Genomic DNA, 20,653 nt, shown 5'->3' on the forward strand with positions numbered 1-20,653 from the left:
GGCATATTGTCAAGCGCCAATAGCCGTGTGTTTGCTAAATCCTGCGGCTTGACGCTTGTATTGCGCGCGGGTTAGCCCTATATCTGCTCTATCTATCAACTTAGGGTTTAACCTTAAATTCCGGTTCATCTTTACCCTATTAACTGACAGGCCCTGTTATGACTCGTCATTATAATTATCTTGCTATCGGTGCTGGTAGCGGCGGTATCGCCTCAGCTAACCGTGCTGCCCAACGCGGTGCGACAGCGGCTGTTATTGAAGCCAAAGCCGTAGGTGGTACCTGTGTTAATGTCGGCTGCGTACCGAAAAAGGTAATGTGGTACGGCGCCCATATTGCTGAAGCGGTAAAGTATAGCCCGAGCTATGGTTTTAACCTGGAACAGCAAGGCTTTGCCTGGGACACACTGGTCAAAAACCGTGAAGCCTATATTGAGCGTATTCATGGCGCCTATCAGCGTGGTTTTGCCAGTAATGGCGTGGAACTGATCCAGGGCTTTGCCCGTTTTGTCGACCACAGAACAGTGGAAGTCAACGGTGAGCGCATTACCGCCGATCATATCACTATTGCCGTTGGCGGCCGCCCGACCAAACCTGATATTCCGGGAGCTGAGCTGGGGATCGACTCCGACGGCTTTTTTGCCCTGACGCAACAACCTACCAAAGCAGTCGTCGTCGGTGCCGGCTATATCGCAGTAGAAATTGCCGGTGTGTTGCATGCCCTTGGCACTGAAACGCATTTATTGGTGCGGGGCGATCGGCCACTGCGCAGCTTTGATCGCGATATTACCGACGCCCTGCTCAGCCGGATGCAGCAGGATGAACTGCAATTGCATACCGAAGCCGAAGTAGCGAAAGTAGAAGCCGCCGGCGAAGGCCGGCTAACCGTTTATCTGAAAAATGGCAGTATCCTGTTTAATGTCGATTGTCTGATCTGGGCCATTGGCCGTGAACCGGCAACCGATCAGCTTAACCTGGCCGCCGCCGGTGTGGTGCCAGATAGCGAAGGCTTTATCCGCACCGATGCCTATCAAAATACCAATGTACCTGGCATTTATGCCGTCGGTGATATTACCGGCGAAGCACAACTGACGCCGGTGGCAGTAAAAGCCGGCCGTATGCTGGCCGAGCGCTTATTTAACCCGGCTATGCCGGATGCGAAAATGGACTATTCGCTGATCCCCACTATCGTCTTTAGCCACCCGCCGATTGGCACTATTGGTCTGACCGAACAGCAAGCCATAGCGCAGTATGGCAAAGAGCAGATTAAAGTGTATCGCTCCAGCTTTGCGGCGATGTACAACGCCATTACCCCGCATCGTGCGCTCAGTACCTTTAAACTGGTGTGCTTAGGCGCAGAAGAAAAAGTTATTGGCCTGCATGGTATTGGCGAGGGCATGGACGAGGTGCTGCAGGGCTTTGCCGTTGCCATAAAAATGGGCGCTACCAAGGCTGACTTTGATGCCACCGTCGCGCTGCATCCAACGTCGGCGGAAGAGTTTGTTACAATGCGCTAGCGTAATAGCGCCGGTGATGTTCTGGCCGGCGTATCGCAACCTTGTTATGGCAGCAGTATTCTCCTGTAATGATGGGGGGCGGATGACCAAAACCCCACTCTTACAGACTTTTTTCGCAGAATTACTGGCAAGCCTTAACAAGTCTGGTTACAGTAAAGTGATAACTTTTTGCTTAGGCTGGGCATGGACAAAAAGTCAGAACCGGTTAGCTCCTCTATCGAACAGTTGTTCGGCCCATTGGCCGAACTGGCGCGGCATTTACCCTGCTTTTTATATCAGTTAAAACAAACCCCCGATCAGCAATTCCATTATGTTTACGCCTCGGAAAACAGCGAAGCCCTATTTGGTATTCCGGCGCAGGCGATTATGCAGGATGCCAGCCTGCTGCTTGACCGTATCCACCCGGCTGATGCCGAGCGGGTGTATCAAACGTCGGCCGAATGTGCGGCCCAACTTAAGCCCTGGCATGCTGAGCTGCGGATTATTCGTCCTGATGAGCGGATCGTCTGGTTAGAGGCCTTTGATTTTCCCAAAGTCTTGCCAGACGGCAGCATATTATTTAGTGGCTTTGCCAATGATGTCAGCCAGCGCAAAGACGCCGAGCAAAAATTACGGCAAAGTGAAGCTGAGTTTCGCGCTTTGGTTGAAAGCGCCCGCGATATCATTTTTACCTTAACGCCTGATGGTTGCTTAACCTATGTCTCACCGAGCTGGCAGGACATTTTGGGTCATCATCCGACTGAGGTGATGGGCAACACCTTTGATCATTTTGTGCATCAGGACGATCTGGCGCGCTGCTTTGCCTTTATGCAAAGCTTACTGCTAACTGCCACCAAACAAGGCAGTATTGAATACCGGATCTTCCATAAAAATGGCCAGTTATGCTGGCATACCTCTACTGCCGCACCGATCTTTGATGCTGATGGGCATTTGCTCAAATACGTCGGCGTTGCCAGAGACATTACCGAACAAAAACAACAACATCTCGAGCTTGCCAAACAAGCCTTTTATGACCCCCTGACCGGTTTAGCCAACCGGACGCTGTTTTATAAAATGCTGGAGCAGCAGCTGGCCTTGTGTCAGTTACGCGGCGATACTCTGGCGTTATTATTTATCGATTTAGACCGTTTTAAACCGGTTAACGATTGCTATGGTCATGCGGTGGGTGATTTGGTACTACAGCAGGTGGCGCAGCGCTTACACAGCAGTACCCGCGCCGCCGATCTTAGCGGGCGTTTAAGCGGTGACGAATTTGTCGTGGTACTCACCGGCTTTATCAGCAGCCAGCCGTTACCGGCACAGGTACTGCCGCTGGCGGAACGGATTCAGCAACAAATCAGCGAACCTTATTCCGTTGCCGGTTTAACGGTCGATATCTCCTGCAGTATCGGCATTGCCCTGTTTCCGCAGGATAGTCGTGAACAACCGCAATTGCTGCATCTGGCGGATATTGCCATGTATCAGGCTAAGAAACGCCATGCTGGGCAGGCCGTATGCTTTTATCAACCAGCAAACAGTAATCTACCGTAAATTCCGAGATTGATTAAAAAACAGCGCCGGCAATTGCCGGCGCTATGATTCAGTTAGCCGATATGGACGTTATTGCTTAGCCATCTGGCGCTGGAACTGAGCAATATCCGTTACCAGGCGCTGATTTGGCAAGCTGGCGAAGGGTTGCTCGCGGAAGCTGGTACCACGCATTTGCACCGATAAGCGGGCGGCCTGCGGGTTAAGCAGCGTTTGTTGGTAGAAGTCCTGCACATCCTTTAAGGTTACCTGCTCCACAGCCGCAATCAGTTGTTGCTTGGAATCGAAATCAAAGCGCTCGCGATACCAGTCACTGACTAAAGGTCCCATTTCTTCCTGCAGATTTTTTGGTGGCTCGTTCAGACTAATCAGCAAGCTTTGCTTTAAGGTGGCAAATTGCTCCGGCGTGACCTGCTGCAGGGTTTGCCAATACTGCTGTTTAAATTCCTCAAAGCGCTGCTGCATATCAGCCGGGCCCTTGACCGGGGTCTGAATATACAAACCAAAACCGGTGTAATCGTTCAGATCAATCGCCGTACCACCCACAGCGTAAGCTAATTGCTCTTCGGTACGAAGTTTGTCAAACGCCTGATTGGAGAAGTGCGAAGCCAGCACACTGGCCGCTGCCCGGCTTGCCATCCCTTTAACCGGATGCACATGCATATCCACTAAGGCCACGTCTGTGACATCAATATCACGCTGCAGGGTAATCACATCACCCGGCTTGGGTAACCAGAACGGGCTTTGTGTGTAAGGCGTTACCGTACGATCAGCCGGTAAGGCGGCCTGTAACTTGGCTACCAGAGTTTGCACATCCTGCTTATCGTAATTACCAAAAGCAAACACCCGTACCTGATTTTGCTGCAGTGTACTGGCGATAAATTGCTGCAGATCGGCCGCCGTCATCGCCTGAGCTGTCGCAATTAACTGCTCCGGATTATAGCTGCCGCCACGATACAGGCTGTTAAAGGCCCAGAATGCCTGACGGAATGGTACCTGCCGGGTTTGGTTTGCCAGGCCCCGCACATAGCGGTCAACCGCCTGCGCATAACCGTCCGCCGTGATCTTCGGTGTTAAACCGGCTAATAATTGCTCCAGTAACAGCGGCTGCTTATCGGTAAAGCCGTCCAGGTTTAATATCAGGCCATTACCATCATTTAACCAAACATCCATGCCGGCAGCACTGGCTTCGGTGCGAAGTGCACTTTGCTCCAGGCTATACAGATCACGCCACAGCGCAAAGGCGACCCGGGCTTTAATATCCTGCTGTGCCGCCGGGCTATTCAGCACGATATCCAGCCGGCCCTTAGGTTGGTCGGCAAACGCCTGGCTTGGATATAACCAGGCCTTAATGCCCGGCTGCTCGACAACCAGCTCAGGTTTTTGCTGCGCGCTACGGGCTTTGATGGCGAAGCTTTCCGGTAATAAGCGGTTGACCATCGGCAGGTTTAACGCCACCAGCGGTTGTTGCCAGGCGGCTTTTTCTTCGGCAGTGATATCAACGATTTTATATTTACCGACATGGCGGATCAGCTCGCTGTCATGTGGCTCCTGCTTGCTGATATACCACACCCGCAGATTGGCCGGTGTCAGCTGGGTTAACACATCATTGATGGCCTCTGCATCAAAACGCTCGTAAATATAGGGGGCTGCCACCACATGTTTTACCGGCAGCTTTAACATCGCGGCGGTTAAACCGGCGACGTAGCCAAAACCATCGGTTTTCTCAAGAAACTGGAACTGATTGGCCAGGCTGGTTTTGATCTCGTTATAGTATTTGCTATCGACACCCTGCTGCTTAATCAGATCCAGATACTGCATCACCACCGCCGTGATGGCTTCCCGCTGCTGCATACCGGCATCAGTCAGGTTCATATCTATCGCCAGGGTACCGTAGTTACCATAAAGATCAGGGGTCACCGAGACATTAAAGCTGGAAACCAGGCCTGCCGCTTTTAGCTGAGCGGCGGCAGTACCCGGCATTTCAGAACGTAATAAATACGCAATAAATTCATTGGGCTTAACCGCATACTGCTCGCTGTTGTTACGGATGGTAAAATCTAACCGCAGCTGTTTCACATCCTGATTCGGTACATAGTGAATGCGCTTCGCACCAAACAGGCTATTATCCAGTTCGGCTGTTACCTTTGGGATCTCAATATCTTTATTGACGATCTCGCCAAAATGCTTACGCGCCAGCAGCTCCATCTCAGCCAGTGGCAAATTACTAATCAGCGCCAGCTTCATATTATTGGCCGAGTAGTACTTATCAAAATAGGCCAGCATTTCATCATGCAGCTTGCTACCCGGCTTGTCGCTCAGACTTTCCAGGCTGCCCGCCAGAAAACGGTTTGACGGGTGCTCGCCAAACATCCGACGCATCAGCTCAAACTGCGCCAGGAAATCCTGTTCACGGCGCATTGACTGCTCGGCGTTGACGGCATTACGCTCTTTATCTGAATACTCAGGATAGAATTTCGGGCTTTTAAAGAAGTCAGAAAAACGATCTAAGGCCTCATCAAAGGCCTGATTGTTGATCTGCAGCATATAGTTGGTGATATCAAGCCAGGTATAGGCATTGGCGGCCCCGTTATGCTGACTGACAAAGTTGCTGTATTCCGCCGGATCCGGGTAGCGTTCAGTACCCATAAACAGCATATGCTCCAGATAATGCGCCAGGCCCTGCTGTGTCATCGGGTCTTGCAACATGCCGGCACCGACGCTCAGCGACACCGCTGAATTCTCAGTGGTTGGATCCGATACCAGGATCACCTCAATTTTATTCGGCAGGGTCAGGGTTTTATACTGGCGTTGATCGTTAGGGCTAACCAGAATCGCGGTAGCTTGTTGTTGCTCGACAGCGGTTCCTTGTGACACCGGTTGTTGCTGGGCACAGCCAGTGATTACAGCTAAAGCTACTGCACTGACAATAAACAGTTTTTTCATTTTGCGGATCCTTCTACCGAAAAAATGTAAAAAATACGTAGCCTGATACTAACGAAAACGCTAATAACACGCCAGTCTGAGCGGTAGCGGATTTGTAAGAAAATATGTCACAAGGGCGGCAGCGCTAAGCTGCAGGGGCACCATTGCCGTTCAGCAAGCCGTCCGGCAATGGTGTATCGAGGATGGAGGGGTGGTTAGAAACTTAAGCGTAAACCCAGTACCAACTGTCGTCCCGGCAGAGGCGCGTCTTCCTTAATAAAGGAGCTGTGCACAAAGCCCAGGCGGTTGGTCAGGTTTTGCACCTTGGCAAAGGCCATCACTTCCTGTTGCTGCCAGTCGAAGTAATAGTTCAGGCCCGCTTCCAGTAGGGTGTAGCCCGCGGTCGCGCTTTCATTTTCGGCCAGCCGGTTTTGTTTACCATAGTGCGTCAGTCCAAGCTGCCCGCCCCAGCTATCTGCCCGATAAGCATACTCGGCGCCTAAACGGTAGGACGGAACCCGTGGTAAATAACCACCATCGCGTAAACGGGCGACCACGGTATCACCGATCAGCGTAACTTGATGTTCAGGGGTAATTTGCCAGCTAATACTGGCTTCCATACCATGTAAACGGGCATCTTGCTGCTGATATTGGTAAGCGGCAAAATCAGCAATCTCAAAACCAAGATTGGCTAAAAAGGCGTAATTATCTATTTGATTGTAAAACAGATTAACATTAGTGCTGATATTGGCAAATTGCCCGCGCCAACCTAAATCAATGTTATTGGCCTGCTCAGCGCTGGCAAGCGCCGGATTATGCACAATTTGCGTCGCGCCGTTACTATTGCTCACCTCGTAGCCTACGCCAATCTCGTAAGAGCGGGTGCCGATATGAATGCCGTTAGCGTAGAGTTCATTGGCGGCAGGTGCTCGCTGAGCCTGGCTGTAAGATAAGGTCAGCTGCTGATTTGGCATAACATCGTAAACCGCGCCAAAAGACCAGCTAAACAAATTAAATTTTTGTTTTAGATCACGGCTGCCCAGGCTGTCGGTTAGCTCATAGGCCTGATGCGTGAGCTGCTCGTAGCGGCTACCAAATTCCAGCTTAATGACACCAAAGCGTTTTTCATGCAACATAAAGAGGGCATGGCTGTCAGTATCAGTGTTTGGCGTAAAGGTTTCCTCGCCTAAGGCCTGATAATCCCGCAAATTAGCATGATAACCAACAATACCGCGCCAGCTGTCTGCCAGTTCATAGGTTGCTGTAGTACGTAGCTCCAGAGCTTCACTTAAAAACTCAGTACCCGGCTCACCCTCTTCAAATTCAGCATGATCATAATCGGTAAAGGCAATATCAGCAGTAACACTTTGCCACAGGCTGTTCACTGGCCGATATTCCGCTGCCAGAGCAACCCGCCGCTGATTAAGCTTAATATATTCACCTTCTTCCTCTGCTGCAGCAGGGCCTTCCGGTAAGCCGTATTCCGTTTTTATGATGCCATAGCTAACACCAACAAAGCCTTGCTCGGCAATATAGCTGGAGCCGATATTCAGCACCTGATGCTCTGACCAGGAGTTTTGCAAGCGCTTACTGCTATCCCCCTCATCGTTTTGATATAAAGGTACGCGATAGTCATTGCCTTTACGCACATTGCCATCAAGGTGCCAGGCAAACTGCTCTGCGCCATTATCATGGGCAAAGCTTAAGCTACGATCACTGGCGGCAGTACCAAATCGGGTTTGGATCACGGTATCGCTGTGCTGTGGCCTTTGCTGTGGGATCCGGTTATCGACCACGTTGATCACGCCACCAATGGCACCACTGCCATACAGTAGCGTTGCGGGCCCCCGTAACACTTCAATTTGCTGTGCCGTTACTGCATCGGCGGTAATAGTATGATCCGGTCCCTCCCGCGACACATCGCCGGTGCCCATGCCGTTATGCACGACCTGTACCCGGGCGCCATCTAAACCCCGGATCACCGGCCTCGAGGCCACCGGGCCATAATAATTGGCATGTACGCCCACTTCGTATTTTAGCGTTTCGCCAATACTGACGTCGGTGCGGCGCAGCAGCTCTTCACCGCTTAATACCGAAACCGGACCGGCCATTTCGACCACTTCGCGCTTTAAACCTGAAGCGCGCACTTCAATACGTTCCACTTTAGCAGCAGCCTCTGAAGCAATGGCCTCTGACTGCTCCGCATACGCAACCTGGCTATGTGCCAGCACCGTCACTACGGCTAACGAGATTTTGGCTAGTTTAAACATCACAATTTATTCACCTTCTAAGAGTTGCCGCATCCTAAAGTGCAGCGCAATACGCTGCAAGCTCTGTTCGATTAACACCGGAAAAACCAGGGCTATAAGCTTGTTAGCCGTGCAAGCTGGAGTAAGCGCTAATTTGCGCAAAGTGCTTGGCCCTGAACAACAATGTGATAATATCACATTATTGTTCAGCTCGCAGACCGTACTATGTTGCAACTATCCTCTGAAATCAGCCCTTCATCGCTAATTGAGATCACCTCGGCTCACCTTAGCAACCCTGGGAACGATTTAGATTATGTGGGTATGCAAGGTATTGATTTACCCAGCACGCAATTTCCTATGTTCTCAATTGAATTCAAGCATCAGGACAGCTTGCATCCCCACGATGCAGTTGCCCGGCTTGCAACAGGAGTAAAGATATGACTGCCGAATATCTGAGCCAACGCGCAGAGCAGCATGCCAGGCTGCTCGCCTCGCCAGACGAAGACTATATGAATGAAGAACAACTCGAATTTTTTAAAGGGTATTTACTCGATTTAAAACAACGCACTATGTTGCATATCGATGAACTAAAACAGCAGCTTAGTAGCCCACCAGAGCTTAGTGATGAAGTTGATCGGGCGCAATATGAAGAAGAGTCGAGGCTTAGCCTGCGCATTATGGATCGCGAGCGTAAGCTATTACCAAAAATTGATCAGGCGCTAAAGCGCATCGCCCGCAAGGAATTCGGTTACTGCCTGGAAACGGGTGAGCCTATTGGTTTGGCGCGCTTATTTATCAGGCCGGTCTCGGAATACTGCGCCGATGTCAAACTACTGCACGAAGGCGCTGAGAAACATTTTTATGACGAATAACACCCGTTTACCGGTATTTTTACTGACTGGCTTTTTAGGCAGTGGCAAAACCACCTTATTAAACCAGCTGGTAAAACAGCCAGAGCTGGCCAGAACCCTGATTATTATTAATGAGTTTGGCACTGTCAGCCTGGATCATTTACTGGTCAGCCATGCCAGTGACGATACGATTATCGAATTGGCCAGTGGCTGCTTATGCTGCTCCATCCGAGGCGATCTGGCTAAAACCTTGCGTGATATTCACTGGCGCTTCTCCCGCCAGGGCGAGCGCAGTTTCGATCGGGTGATTATTGAAACCACGGGCCTGGCTGAGCCAGCACCTATTATGCATACCCTGATGACGGATATTACCCTCGCCTCCAAATACCGGCTACAAGGTGTTATTACCACACTCGACACCCTGCATGCTGCCGCAACCCTGGACCGGCATCCGGAATCGCAAAAGCAGGTGGCGGTAGCAGATTTGTTGCTACTAACTAAAACCGATTTACAAGCTGAGCCAACACCAAAGCTGGCGCAGCTTACTGCACGGTTAAAGCAGCTTAATCCGGCCGCTCAGATCAGAACCATCCAGCAAGGCAACTTAGAACCACAAGCGCTGCTGAGTCTTGACCATATTGAACCTCAGCAAAGCACTATCCCACTGCGGCAATGGCTAAACAGTGCCGCCTTTTCACTGACCAGCCTGAGTGACACTGTGCCGGGGCAACTTGCCAGTCTCAGCGCGCCCAGTACCACGCTTAGCCAGAATGACCCCAACCGCCATAATGATCATATCAAGGCGCATTGCTTTACGCTGCCACAAGCCATTACACCTGGTCGGCTGGAAGGCTGGCTTAATATCCTGATGCAGTTAATGGGCTCGAATATGCTCAGGGTGAAGGGCATTGTTAATGTCGTGGGGCACTCCGGCCCTGTGGTGATCCATGGGGTGCAACATATCTTTCATCCGGCGGCCTTTTTAACTGCCTGGCCTGACGCTGACCGGCAAACCCGTTTGGTATTTATTACCTATGATATCGAGCGGGAAACACTGGCCAGAACCATAGAAACCTTTTTGCTTTAAGCCCAAGGCGGTGAAACAGCGTGTTTGCCGCTTCCCCCTCCCTATTAAGGAGCAATTTGATGGCAAGTGCTTTTCTTAAACAAATACAGCAAAAACATGCCGATCTCTTGATTCGGAATGGACAGCTGGTCACACCGGCCGGCATCATTCAGGCAGATCTGGCGGTGGTTGCTGGTAAGATAGCCGCTATCGGCGCCAGCGGCTGGACCTTTACCGAACAATTGGACGCCACTGGTCTGCACCTATTACCCGGCGCTATCGATACGCAGGTGCATTTTCGTGAACCGGGTTTAACCCATAAAGAAGATATTGCGCACGGCAGTAAAGGCGCTGTGTTGGGCGGCGTTACCGGCTTCTTCGAGATGCCGAATACCAATCCACTGACCTTGTCTGCCGCTTGCCTGCAAGCGAAACTCGATATCGCGGCCCAAAACAGCTACTGCAACTATGCCTTTTATATCGGTGGCAGCGCCGCAAATTTGGGGCAATTAGCCCAATTAGAGCAGCTACCGGGCTGTGCCGGTATTAAGGTATTTATGGGGAGCTCCTTTGGCGACTTACTGGCAGAGCAAGATGAACTCTTGTTAAGCATTTTACAGGATGGTAAGCGGCGGGTAGCGATCCATGCCGAGGATGAAGCGCGCTTAAGAGCACGCAAGCCGTTAACCGCTAATGATGTTCGTAATCATACAGTCTGGCGCGATAGCGAAAGTGCCTTCCTGGCCACACAACGAATTGTGGCACTGGCCCAGCAAGCCAGGCGCCCGCTGCATATCCTGCATGTGTCGACCGCGGAGGAAATGCAGTATCTGGCAGCCTTTAAACACTGGCTTACGGTGGAGACCACGCCTCATCATTTGTCACTGGTGGCACCGGATTGCTATCAGCAATTAGGCAGCCTGGCACAGATGAATCCGCCGGTACGGGAAGCCTGGCATCAAGCCGCGCTGTGGCAGGGGATCAGCGATGGCACTGTCGATATCCTCGGTAGCGATCATGCCCCCCATACACTGGCAGAGAAAGCCAGAAGCTATCCGGATTCTCCAAGCGGTATGACCGGGGTACAAACTCTGCTGCCGATAATGTTGAATCACGTTGCTGCCGGGCGCCTGAGTCTATTAAGATTGGTTGATTTAATCAGCAGCAATCCGGCACGGATCTTTGGTTTAATCGGCAAAGGCCGGCTAGCCGTGGGCTATGATGCCGATTTAACGCTGGTTGATTTAGCGGCACAACGTCAGATCGACAACAGCTGGATTGCCTGTAAAGTCGGTTGGACGCCCTATCATGGTACAAGAGTAACCGGCTGGCCTATTGCTACCCTAATTAACGGCAAACTGGTGATGCACAGTGATCAGGTGCAGGGGCAGCCGCAAGGGCAAGCCTTTCGTTTTGCAGAAACCTTTGAGCAGGAGTTTTGATGAAAAAACATTTTGTACTACCACTACTTAGTGCGGTTGTAATCATTGCCGGTTGCGGCAAAGCCCCCGAACCCAGCCTGTCGCAAAATGCCGATGGCCATCAAAGTACAGCACAGGTTGAATTTCAGGCTGAGCAGTTAAGCCGGCATATCCAACAACTGGCCAGTGATGCCTTTTTAGGCCGCCAGCCGGGTACCGAGGGCGAAACTCTTACCGTCGATTATCTGGTACAACAATTCCAACAACTGGGCTTACAAGCCGGTAATAATGACAGCTTTACTCAGGCTGTACCCTATATGCAGGTCACGAATATCGGTCAGCCGCAAGTCCGTTTAACCGGCAGTGCTAATGGCTGGCAACCGCAGGTAGGCACAGATATCGTGGTTAGCTCCCGTACCGGGCAAACAGAGGTAAATCTGAGTGCCAGCGATATTATGTTTGCCGGCTATGGCGTGGTTGCTCCCGAGTATCAATGGCATGATTTCGCGGCACTGGATGCCAAAGGTAAAACGGTTATCGTGCTGGTAAATGATCCAGGCTTTGCCAGTAAAGATCCCGCCTTATTTAAAGGCGAGGAGATGACCTACTATGGCCGCTGGACCTACAAATATGAAGAATGTGCCCGGCAACAAGCCGCAGCCTGTTTAATTGTGCACGATACCGCAGCTGCCGGTTATGGCTTTAATGTGGTGCAAAATATGATGCAGCGCGCCCAATTTGATTTAGCCAATAATCAAAGTGCCAAAACACCGGTGATCGGCTGGCTCTCTACTGAAGGTGCTGAGCAGTTATTCGCCAGCGCCGGTTTAGATTTTCAGGCGCTGAAGACCCGTGCCGCCCAACCAGGTTTTCAGGCGGTCGCCTTGGAAGGCCATCAGCTGAGTGCCAGCATCAAGCTAGATGTGCAGACCGGCCGCTCGAATAACGTGTTAGCTGCCTTACCCGGCAAAAGCCGTGCAGACGAATGGTTAGTGGTAACCGCGCATTGGGATCACCTCGGAGCCATTCCAAAAGAGGATGGGGCGCTAGCGATTTACAATGGCGCCATTGATAACGCCGGTGGGGTTGCCGCCTTGTTAGCTATCGCAGAGCAAGCCGTTGCTCAGGGCGGTTTTGAGCGCTCAGTGCTGTTTTTAGTGATCACGCTGGAAGAATCAGGCTTGCTCGGTACCAAGCACTATGTTGCCAATCCCACAGTGCCATTAGCACAGATTGTCGCTAACATTAATATCGATGCCCTACTCCCAGTGCCCGAAACCCGTGATATCTGGATCATCGGTTTAGGACAATCCGAGCTGGATGATGTTGTCAGATTTCAGGCCGCTAAGCAGCAACGGGTGGTGATAGGCAATCCTGAAGTTGAAAAAGGCTTTTTCTACCGTTCAGATCAGTTTGCTTTTGCCCAGGTCGGTATTCCAGGACTCTTTATGGGGCCGGGAACCGACAGCCTGCAGGGTGGAAAAGCGGTAGGTGAAGCGGCTTTGCAAGCCACTCAGGCGCGCTACCATACGCCGGATGATATCTTTACCCCGGATTGGGACTTTGGTGCCTTACTGCAAGACACTCAGCTGCATTATTTGGTACTGGAAGATCTAGCCAATAGCGGGCAATGGCCAAATTGGTCAACGCAAAGTGAGTTTTATCAGCTTGGACAGCAATTAAGACAAACAAGGCAGTAAGCACCTTCCCTTCAACGTCCCCTGCGGCTCACACCGAGTAGTTCCAGCACTGCGACAATTTGTCGCAGTGCTTTACCGCTAAATCTATCTATCATAACCCCATAGAAAACGGAGTTATTAGATGATTTTAGTCACCTAGGCGCCAACGGCAGCCAATACAAAAGTTGAAACAAAAGTAAAATAGTAATGCATTGTTGCCGGCGTCAGGGCTTCACCTGCTGCATTAACAAAGGGTACGCCCTGCGCCTGAGCAAACACCTTGGCATTCACACCAATAATCACATCAACAGGCAGACCTAAAAGAAAAGCCAAACAGACTCAATAACTAATCTAATTACCCTGTCTTTACTCACCCGCTATTACAAAGAGCTATACAAATCAATGTTGGCGGGATTAAAGCACTGGGCACTGAATTTATCTTACGGCAGCACAATAACCATATTCATCTGGCTGCCAACAAAACAACAAATGTCTACTATTGAACATTTGCTACAGCCAACCTATACTTGGCATAAGTCCCTTATCGCGACGAGGAGCTCCCCATGCGCCTTTCCATCGAAGTTACCCCGGCACAGCATCAGCGCCTGAAAGCCGCCGCAGCCCTGCAAGGCAAATCCATCAAGGACTATGTACTTGAGCGCACACTGCCTAATGGTGATGAAGAAAGCGCCCTGAAAGCGCTGGAAACCTTTCTGGCGCCGCGCATCCAGGCTGCCGAACAGGGTAAGTTTGCCACCCGCACGGTTGACGAGATTTTTGCCGAGGCTGAACGGGAAAAGGGTTAACAACAATGCTGCCCTATGTGCTTACCGCCGACGCAGAACAAGACCTGCTGGAAGTGGCACGCTATACCCTGGACCATTGGGGCAGCGACATGCTGAAACAGTACCGGGACGGCCTTAAAGAGGCCTTCCATGCCATTGCTACCAAAGCGCTACCAGGTAGATCTTTCTCAAGCACTTTCCCTCACCTTTTAGTGGCAAAATACCGATACCACTATATTTTTTATATACAGGGTGCATCCCCCAAACCAGTGATTATCGGTATCATCCATGAACGCCGGGATATTGTGACTCGGCTGAAAGAGCGATTGGGTTAAGATCGCCGTCAGAATGCTGACCGCTCAATGTTATGTCCCTAACAGTGTGAAGCGGAGTCCACCTAACTTAATTCATATCTGCTGCTCCAGTTCCCTTGGCACAGTGATCTGCTACTTGTGGGCGTAGATTTGCACCATTTCCCCTGATTAGTCTGTTTACTCGGTCTTTGCTAAGCCGCTATCGCGAAATCTATTGGCTATAGACTTGCCACTCAGGCAGGTTATAATTGATATACTATAACATTGCAAAGCAACGCACAGGCTATTCCATGACCACAGCATTACCTGTAACGGTGTTATCCGGTTTTCTCGGCGCCGGTAAAACCACCTTACTGAACCATATTCTGCATAACCGCGATGGTCTGCGTATTGCGGTGATCGTTAATGATATGAGTGAAATCAATATTGATGCCGCCCAGGTTAATAAAGAAGTCAGCCTGAACCGTGCCGAAGAAAAGCTGATCGAGATGAGCAATGGCTGTATTTGTTGCACCCTGCGCGAAGATTTATTACTGGAAATTGGCAAACTGGCGCAAGAGCGGCGTTTTGACTATCTGGTAATTGAATCGACCGGGATTTCCGAGCCACTGCCGATTGCCGAAACCTTTACCTTTGAACATGAAGACGGCAGGCGGCGCAGGCGCCAGGCTGGTTACAGGAGCTACGCGGTGAGCATACGCCAGAAACCGAAGAATATGGCATCAGTAGCTTTAGTTTTGTCGCGCGGCGGCCGTTTCATCCCCAGCGCTTTTATGATTTTTTACACCAAGATTGGCCAACCGGCAAATTACTGCGCTCAAAAGGTTATTTTTGGTTAGCCAGTACCCCCGATTATGCCTGGCAATGGCATCAGGCCGGTGGCATTGCCCGCTATGGCATGGCCGGATTGTTCTGGCAAGCCGTGCCGCGCGACGAGTGGCCAGACGATGCCGAATCGCAGGCAGCGATTTTGGCGCAATTTCATGGTCCCTTTGGCGATTGCCGGCAGGAACTGGTGTTTATTGGCCAGCAACTCGACCAGGCCGCTTTGCGACAGCAATTGCAGGATGCACCGGGTAAGGACGACTTTATCGCCGATCTGGCGTTACAACAACGCCCGGGTGCAGCAGCTACAGCAGGCTGATGTCGCACTGCTTAAAGGCAGTGGCTGGGAAAATATGGCCACCTATGCCATTAGCCATCGCTCGCCGGCACTGGCTGAACCACGCCTGCTACTGACACTGGATCCGGTTTGGCAAGACTGAGCGCGTTAACCTGATTTTCATGATCAACCTCGCTGAAAGCTCTATACTGGTCGTTCACTTGACCAGATAGGCAGCGCAGCATGTTTCTACGAAAGTTGGCAGTCTCGCTCTGTGTACTGCTAAGCATTATCCTGCTGCAGGCAGGCATGGCGTTTTGGGCGCAGCAAAATTCCGAGTTCCATACTGAACGCAACCGGGTTGCCAACCAGATGCTGGCCGAATTTATTTCGCTGAGGGCAGATAAACAGCGGCTAAAAGTCTGGCTGGCCGAATATCTGCTAACAGACGACGCCAATACCCAATTTCGCGATACCCTGTTCAACCGGATGCAGCAGCAACTGAGCACTTTGGAGCAGCTGGCCATTCGCGATCAGCTGTATCACAGTCAGGAAGCAGACTTACAACACACTATGCAACAGGTTAAGGTGATTTCACTGTTGCAAACCAATCTGCAAACTCTGGAGCAGGCGCTGAAAACCCGCGAAATTGCCCGCTACAAAGATGATGCCGAACGTTGGACAGCGCTAATCAGTTTATTTGATAAAATCCAGGACACCGATTTGGCAGAATTGCTGCAACAAGCCATAGTCGGACAACGCCAGCGGGCCCAAAGCACCGAAAGCGATGCCCTGAGTGCAGTACAAAGTGTCAAACGCACCACCATTTTAATTAGTCTGCTGGGGTTGGTACTGGCGATTATGCTGGGTTTTTATCTGGCGCGCGCGCTAAGCCGGCCGCTGCAATCGTTACTGGATGGCACGAAACAGCTGCAGCAGGGGCATTTTGAATACCGCATTGCTGAGCAGGGCCCGGGCGAATTTGCTGAACTGGCGCGCCAGTTTAATCTGATGTCCGGCTATATTGCGGACTATGCCAAACGCGAAAAGCAAAGCCAGCTGGCGGCCGAGCAACTGGTTGCCGAACGCACCAGTCAGTTACAGCAGGCCCTGGACCAGTTACATCAGGCCGAGTACCGGCAAAAGCAACTGCTGGCGGACATTAGCCATGAGCTGAGAACACCGGCGACCAGTATTCAGGGCGAGGCCGAAATCAGCTTACGCGGTCAGCCGAAAAGCACCAGCGACTATCAGGACGCCTTTGGCCGGATCCTCAGTGCCAGTCAGCAACTTAGCCGCCGGATTGACGACTTACTGCTGCTGGCACGCGGTGAGGATCGCCTGCGTCAGGTACAGCTGCATACCAAACCGCTGGCACAGTTTATTCAGCAAAGTATCAGCACGATACAGCAATGGTTACCCGCCGCTGTGCCACTGCATACTGATATTTCAGGTTGTACGGCCGACCCACTTTACCTGTTGGTCGATGACGAAAAGTTTTCTGCCGTGCTACGCATCATAGTCGATAACGCCCGGCAATATGCCAAAGACATTCCGGCGCTGAATCTGAAATTCTGTGCTACTGAGACCGAGTTACAGCTGACGCTGGCGGATCAGGGTATCGGGATCCAGCCGGATGAAATCGCCCAGGTCTTTGCCCGTCACTACCGCAGCGCTGCCGCCCGACAGGCCAGGCCGGATGGCCTGGGTATCGGCCTTTGTATTGCTAAAGATATTATGGAAGCTCATGATGGCAGTATCCGCCTGTCAGCGAACCAACCACGTGGTACCTGCGTAACGCTAACCTTACCGCTGTTTCCGGGAGTGAATGATGAAGATTCTGATCGTTGAAGATGATGATAAGGTTGCCGCTTTTCTGGCCCGCGGCCTGAAGGCTGAGGGCTATCTGACGCAGGTAATTACCAATGGTCGGGATGTGTTGGAGGCTGTACGTCAGTTCGAGCCGGATATTATCGTGCTGGATCGCATGCTGCCGCAGGTGGATGGCCTGACCCTGTGCCAGCAATTGCGCAGCCAGCAGGTTAATGCCCGCATCCTGATGCTATCGGCGTTATCGGAAGTTGAAGAGCGGGTAAAAGGTCTACGCTGTGGCGCAGATGACTACCTCGGCAAGCCGTTTCATTTCGAGGAATTATTAGCCCGGATTGAAAGTCTGGCCAAACGGGGCTTAAGCCCGGTACAAAGCCGTCAGCTGCAGGTTGCCGATTTATTGTTAGATTTAGACACTATGCGGGTGCAGCGGGCTGGCCGTGATTTACTGCTTACCGCCAAAGAGCTGGCGATCCTGGAGCTGCTGATGGCCAATAGCGGTAAAGTTTACAGCCGCGAGCGGATCCTGACCAATGTTTGGGGGCTGAACGAAGATCCGCTGACCAATATCGTGGATGTGTATATGGCCCGGCTGCGCAAAAAAGTGGACGAGCACCATCCGCAAAAACTGTTACACACCCGGCGCGGTCTGGGCTATTGCCTGCAGGCCGAGTAAACCTTAGGGCGTGTTGACGTTTGCTGTCACGGGCGGTGGTCTTTTGGGACGAAAAAAGGCTGGTAAGCAGAGGCGCCTTACCAGCCAAAAGCCATGATGGGAACTCAGGAGGGGATGTTGTTGCCTTTAGTTTGCGCTAAAAGGCAGGGAGGAATGATGTAACACGATCCGCAGCGCCCCCTGGTCATCTTTTTTAAAACCCCAGGTTTTGTCGACAGTGGTCACCTCGCCGGCCGCATTGGTCAGCATCACATGCCCCATCGTCAACGCCAGATCGCCGTTAATGTGCACCGCCGCATTGCGGAACTGATAACCTTGCCAGCCTTTCAGGGCAAAACCACTGTCATCAGCAAAGGCGCTGTTACCGCCGACAAAGTATGCCAGGGCGCCATCGTAGCTGGTGCGGAAAGTCTGCTCACCGCTGGCCAGCGTCGGTTTAAACAATACCGGGCCCAGGTTATAGCCATAAGCCGCATCCAGTACCTCGCGAGCCCGACTGGTCGCCTGGTCGCGACCACCTTGCTGATAAGCCTGACTAATACTGATCAGCGCCTCACCCCAGGCCTGCTGTGCGGCCTGCAGTTCAGCGTCAGTAATGACGTTTTTATAACCGGGTGCTGCCTGCACTGCGGCGGCCAGTAAAAAACTGGCGGTAAAGAATGATAATTTTGCTATTTTCATCGTTATACCCTTTTAATCAGGCCCGACTCCGCAGGCACCAAGTTTGTTGTTAACTGCTCTGCATATTAAAGCGCTGCGATGAACAAAACGGTCTGACTAAGATGAAAAAGCCACAGTGTTTAGATTAAATTAACCTGAAAATCCAGCGGTGCTTGTGCAAATGAAACCCGGCAAAGGCTGACAACAACGTAGCCGTTGGGATAAAGCGCAAATCGGCATAGGGGCAGTCAGTGTAACTGACTGGCCCCTGCCACACCACCCGGCATGCGGGTCCGCACCGGGCGGTTCGAGAAGTTGAGGTCATGAGAGTCTTATAAGACCTTGTTTGTCAAAGTAGCTTATCGTCAGTACTGTATGGAGTAACATCTGGCTGTTTCGCCACCAACTTCGGTAGTTTCCGGCAATCCGCTTGGCGACATTTTCTGTGCCGCCAAGCTTGCGTACCATTTCATACGCGCGCTTGCCATGCCGCCACTGCTTTAGCTGAATAGCTCTCAGACGATGTCTTATCCATTCATCTAACCTTTGCCAGATGTAGGGCGTTTGGGATAACCCGAAGTAGCCTTTCCAACCCAGCATATAGCGACGTAACCCAGCAATGACTTCACTTAGGCTGCGCCCTGTCTGTCGGCGTGTTAACTGCTTTACCCGTGTTTTGAAACGCATCAGTGCCGCTTCAGATACCGCGCGTTTAACCTCGCCTCTTCGGGTTCGCCACAGGCTGTACCCTAAGAATTTTCGGCCAAACACGCTGCCTACCGCACTTTTGCTTTCATTCACTTGCAAACGCAGTTTCGCATAAAGCCTGCGCAGCCACGCCATCACCCGCTCTCCCGCTTTCTGACTGCGGACATACACATTGCAGTCGTCTGCATAACGGGCGAACCGATAGCCGCGTTGCTCTAAGGCTTTATCAACCTCATCCAGTAGCACATTCGCCAACAACGGCGAGAGCGGTCCACCTTGTGGTGTGCCTTCTTGGCGCGTTATCACCACGCCATTAGCCATGATGCCGGCGTTCAGATAAGCCCGGATAAGATGCAGTACGCTTTTATCGTCCAGCCGTTTGCTCAGTCGGTCCATCAGAATGTCATGGTTCACCCGGTCAAAGAACTTCGACAAGTCAACATCAACGACTATCTGGTAGCCTTCCTGCACATAACGTTGCGCGGCTAATACCGCGCTCTGGGCCCGTCTGCCAGGTCTGAAGCCATAACTGTGCTCACTGAACTGTGGGTCCAGTTTCGGTTGCAGTACCTGAAGTAACGCTTGTTGGATGAGTCGGTCCGTCACCGTTGGGACACCCAGCTCGCGCTCGGTGCCATCACTCTTCGGGATACCGACCCGGCGTACCGGTTGTGGACGATAACTGCCGTTTAGCAGCTGCGCTTTGATAGCCGGCCACTGCACCTTAAGGTGCTCTGCCGTCTGTGCTATCGTCAGACCATCTACTCCGGCGCTACCTTTGTTCGCTTTAATGCGTTGCCACGCTAAGCGCATGTTCTCCCTCGCAAGCGCCTGCTCAAGCAAGCTTTGCCCTGTGTGTTTGAACTGTTGTTGCGGGAATACCGTTTCATCACGGGTAGGCATCAACAAGGCTTCACCTTGCTTTTGCTTACCTCGCTCCAACTCTTTGGACATCTGATGCATGACGTTATTCATCAACAACGCGTTTCACACTCCTTCTCGTTCGGCCCTTCGTGTTATCCACTACTACGGCCTCTGCTGACTTCTCGCTCCGTATCACTACGTCGCCCTTTCAGGCATGAGGCGAGATCTCCCCAGGTAAGAACGCATTCCTTCACTGCACAACCGCCGGATTTACGTCACAAAGCTTTGGCTACAAGAGCTTCGCAGAATTATGCCTGCTCGCCCTGCTCAGTCACGCCTCATATCCGATTCTTGTTCATCGGCTCGCAGTTTCGCTCCACGCTTCCTCCCCACAGTCCGTCGCCGTTCTGCAGTTGCGCTTCACTTCATTCGCTGTAGCCAGCTTATGGGAGGACTTGCACCTCCAAGAATGCGCCCATGCT

Annotated in this window: 17 protein-coding genes and 1 pseudogene; 13 read left to right on the forward strand and 5 right to left on the reverse strand. The window is 51.7% G+C overall.

The window, feature by feature from the left end; genetic code table 11:
* The first annotated feature begins 158 nt into the window (after positions 1-158).
* The gene (gene gorA / locus AJE_RS07260) at positions 159-1,514 is read left to right on the forward strand and encodes a glutathione-disulfide reductase (protein ID WP_008950307.1); all 1,356 of its coding nucleotides are present in this window, start codon (positions 159-161) and stop codon (positions 1,512-1,514) included.
* A gap of 183 nt (positions 1,515-1,697) precedes the next feature.
* On the forward strand, positions 1,698-3,044 hold the full coding sequence (locus AJE_RS07265) for a GGDEF domain-containing protein (protein ID WP_008950308.1): 1,347 nt from the start codon (positions 1,698-1,700) through the stop codon (positions 3,042-3,044).
* A gap of 69 nt (positions 3,045-3,113) precedes the next feature.
* Here the strand turns inward: AJE_RS07265 and AJE_RS07270 are convergent, their stop codons facing one another.
* Entirely contained in the window at positions 3,114-5,987 is a 2,874-nt protein-coding gene (locus tag AJE_RS07270) for an insulinase family protein (protein ID WP_008950309.1), read from the reverse strand.
* 194 nt (positions 5,988-6,181) lie between these two features.
* A complete protein-coding gene (locus AJE_RS07275) occupies positions 6,182-8,236 on the reverse strand; it encodes a TonB-dependent receptor (protein WP_008950310.1) in 2,055 nt (684 codons plus the stop codon).
* A 204-nt stretch (positions 8,237-8,440) separates the two neighbouring features.
* Here AJE_RS07275 and AJE_RS18420 point away from each other — a divergent pair, with 204 nt between their 5' ends.
* Genes AJE_RS18420 through AJE_RS07295 form a run of 5 tightly spaced genes read left to right on the forward strand, consistent with a single transcriptional unit; the run spans position 8,441 to position 13,253 of the window.
* Entirely contained in the window at positions 8,441-8,656 is a 216-nt protein-coding gene (locus AJE_RS18420) for a hypothetical protein (protein ID WP_138984207.1), read from the forward strand.
* Positions 8,653-9,087 carry a TraR/DksA C4-type zinc finger protein gene (locus AJE_RS07280; protein WP_008950311.1) on the forward strand — a complete coding sequence of 145 codons (435 nt, stop codon included), beginning with the start codon at positions 8,653-8,655 and terminating at the stop codon, positions 9,085-9,087. Before AJE_RS18420 ends, AJE_RS07280 begins: the two co-directional genes overlap by 4 nt.
* Complete coding sequence (locus AJE_RS07285) at positions 9,077-10,153, forward strand: CobW family GTP-binding protein (protein ID WP_008950312.1); 1,077 nt, start codon at positions 9,077-9,079, stop codon at positions 10,151-10,153. The genes AJE_RS07280 and AJE_RS07285 overlap by 11 nt, the downstream gene beginning before the upstream one ends.
* 59 nt (positions 10,154-10,212) lie before the next feature.
* Complete coding sequence (locus AJE_RS07290; RefSeq protein WP_008950313.1) at positions 10,213-11,574, forward strand: dihydroorotase; 1,362 nt, start codon at positions 10,213-10,215, stop codon at positions 11,572-11,574.
* Entirely contained in the window at positions 11,574-13,253 is a 1,680-nt protein-coding gene (locus AJE_RS07295) for a M28 family peptidase (RefSeq protein ID WP_008950314.1), read from the forward strand. The genes AJE_RS07290 and AJE_RS07295 overlap by 1 nt, the downstream gene beginning before the upstream one ends.
* Positions 13,254-13,388: 135 nt before the next feature.
* On the opposite strand, the gene AJE_RS07300 is transcribed toward AJE_RS07295, so the two are convergent.
* The gene (locus tag AJE_RS07300) at positions 13,389-13,565 is read right to left on the reverse strand and encodes a hypothetical protein (protein WP_008606657.1); all 177 of its coding nucleotides are present in this window, start codon (positions 13,563-13,565) and stop codon (positions 13,389-13,391) included.
* Between the two features lie 230 nt (positions 13,566-13,795).
* On the opposite strand from AJE_RS07300, the gene AJE_RS07305 reads away from it, so the two are divergent.
* From AJE_RS07305 to AJE_RS07330, 6 genes and pseudogenes are all read left to right on the forward strand, one after another.
* The gene (locus AJE_RS07305; RefSeq protein WP_008606656.1) at positions 13,796-14,038 is read left to right on the forward strand and encodes a type II toxin -antitoxin system TacA 1-like antitoxin; all 243 of its coding nucleotides are present in this window, start codon (positions 13,796-13,798) and stop codon (positions 14,036-14,038) included.
* 5 nt (positions 14,039-14,043) lie between these two features.
* Positions 14,044-14,352, forward strand: a complete 309-nt coding sequence (locus AJE_RS07310; protein WP_008950315.1) for a type II toxin-antitoxin system RelE/ParE family toxin — start codon at positions 14,044-14,046, stop codon at positions 14,350-14,352.
* 269 nt (positions 14,353-14,621) lie between these two features.
* A pseudogene (locus tag AJE_RS18115) lies at positions 14,622-15,475 on the forward strand (GTP-binding protein).
* On the forward strand, positions 15,453-15,596 hold the full coding sequence (locus AJE_RS18120; RefSeq protein ID WP_008950318.1) for a DUF1826 domain-containing protein: 144 nt from the start codon (positions 15,453-15,455) through the stop codon (positions 15,594-15,596). The pseudogene AJE_RS18115 and the gene AJE_RS18120 overlap by 23 nt, the downstream one beginning before the upstream one ends.
* A gap of 80 nt (positions 15,597-15,676) precedes the next feature.
* A complete protein-coding gene (locus tag AJE_RS07325) occupies positions 15,677-17,284 on the forward strand; it encodes a sensor histidine kinase (protein ID WP_008950319.1) in 1,608 nt (535 codons plus the stop codon).
* Entirely contained in the window at positions 17,262-17,939 is a 678-nt protein-coding gene (locus AJE_RS07330) for a response regulator transcription factor (RefSeq protein WP_237709321.1), read from the forward strand. The genes AJE_RS07325 and AJE_RS07330 overlap by 23 nt, the downstream gene beginning before the upstream one ends.
* Positions 17,940-18,065: 126 nt before the next feature.
* On the opposite strand, the gene AJE_RS07335 is transcribed toward AJE_RS07330, so the two are convergent.
* Together AJE_RS07335 and ltrA are read right to left on the reverse strand one after the other, a co-directional pair.
* Positions 18,066-18,620, reverse strand: coding sequence for a hypothetical protein (locus tag AJE_RS07335; RefSeq protein WP_008950320.1), 555 nt, complete (start codon positions 18,618-18,620; stop codon positions 18,066-18,068).
* Positions 18,621-18,920: 300 nt separating this feature from the next.
* Entirely contained in the window at positions 18,921-20,282 is a 1,362-nt protein-coding gene (gene ltrA, locus AJE_RS07340) for a group II intron reverse transcriptase/maturase (protein ID WP_237709278.1), read from the reverse strand.
* Positions 20,283-20,653 lie beyond the last annotated feature (371 nt).

Origin of the sequence: Alishewanella jeotgali KCTC 22429 (assembly GCF_000245735.1) — a bacterium.
GTDB lineage: Bacteria > Pseudomonadota > Gammaproteobacteria > Enterobacterales > Alteromonadaceae > Alishewanella > Alishewanella jeotgali.

Coding starts and splice junctions, on each gene's coding strand:
- AJE_RS07325 (WP_008950319.1), top strand. CDS start 15,677: ATGTTTCTACGAAAGTTGGCAGTCTCGCTCTGTGTACTGCTAAGCATT.
- AJE_RS07335 (WP_008950320.1), bottom strand. CDS start 18,620: ATGAAAATAGCAAAATTATCATTCTTTACCGCCAGTTTTTTACTGGCC.
- AJE_RS07295 (WP_008950314.1), top strand. CDS start 11,574: ATGAAAAAACATTTTGTACTACCACTACTTAGTGCGGTTGTAATCATT.
- AJE_RS07330 (WP_237709321.1), top strand. CDS start 17,262: ATGATGAAGATTCTGATCGTTGAAGATGATGATAAGGTTGCCGCTTTT.
- AJE_RS07270 (WP_008950309.1), bottom strand. CDS start 5,987: ATGAAAAAACTGTTTATTGTCAGTGCAGTAGCTTTAGCTGTAATCACT.
- AJE_RS07290 (WP_008950313.1), top strand. CDS start 10,213: ATGGCAAGTGCTTTTCTTAAACAAATACAGCAAAAACATGCCGATCTC.
- AJE_RS07285 (WP_008950312.1), top strand. CDS start 9,077: ATGACGAATAACACCCGTTTACCGGTATTTTTACTGACTGGCTTTTTA.
- AJE_RS07275 (WP_008950310.1), bottom strand. CDS start 8,236: ATGTTTAAACTAGCCAAAATCTCGTTAGCCGTAGTGACGGTGCTGGCA.
- AJE_RS07310 (WP_008950315.1), top strand. CDS start 14,044: ATGCTGCCCTATGTGCTTACCGCCGACGCAGAACAAGACCTGCTGGAA.
- AJE_RS18420 (WP_138984207.1), top strand. CDS start 8,441: ATGTTGCAACTATCCTCTGAAATCAGCCCTTCATCGCTAATTGAGATC.
- ltrA (WP_237709278.1), bottom strand. CDS start 20,282: ATGAATAACGTCATGCATCAGATGTCCAAAGAGTTGGAGCGAGGTAAG.
- AJE_RS07305 (WP_008606656.1), top strand. CDS start 13,796: ATGCGCCTTTCCATCGAAGTTACCCCGGCACAGCATCAGCGCCTGAAA.
- AJE_RS07265 (WP_008950308.1), top strand. CDS start 1,698: ATGGACAAAAAGTCAGAACCGGTTAGCTCCTCTATCGAACAGTTGTTC.
- gorA (WP_008950307.1), top strand. CDS start 159: ATGACTCGTCATTATAATTATCTTGCTATCGGTGCTGGTAGCGGCGGT.
- AJE_RS07280 (WP_008950311.1), top strand. CDS start 8,653: ATGACTGCCGAATATCTGAGCCAACGCGCAGAGCAGCATGCCAGGCTG.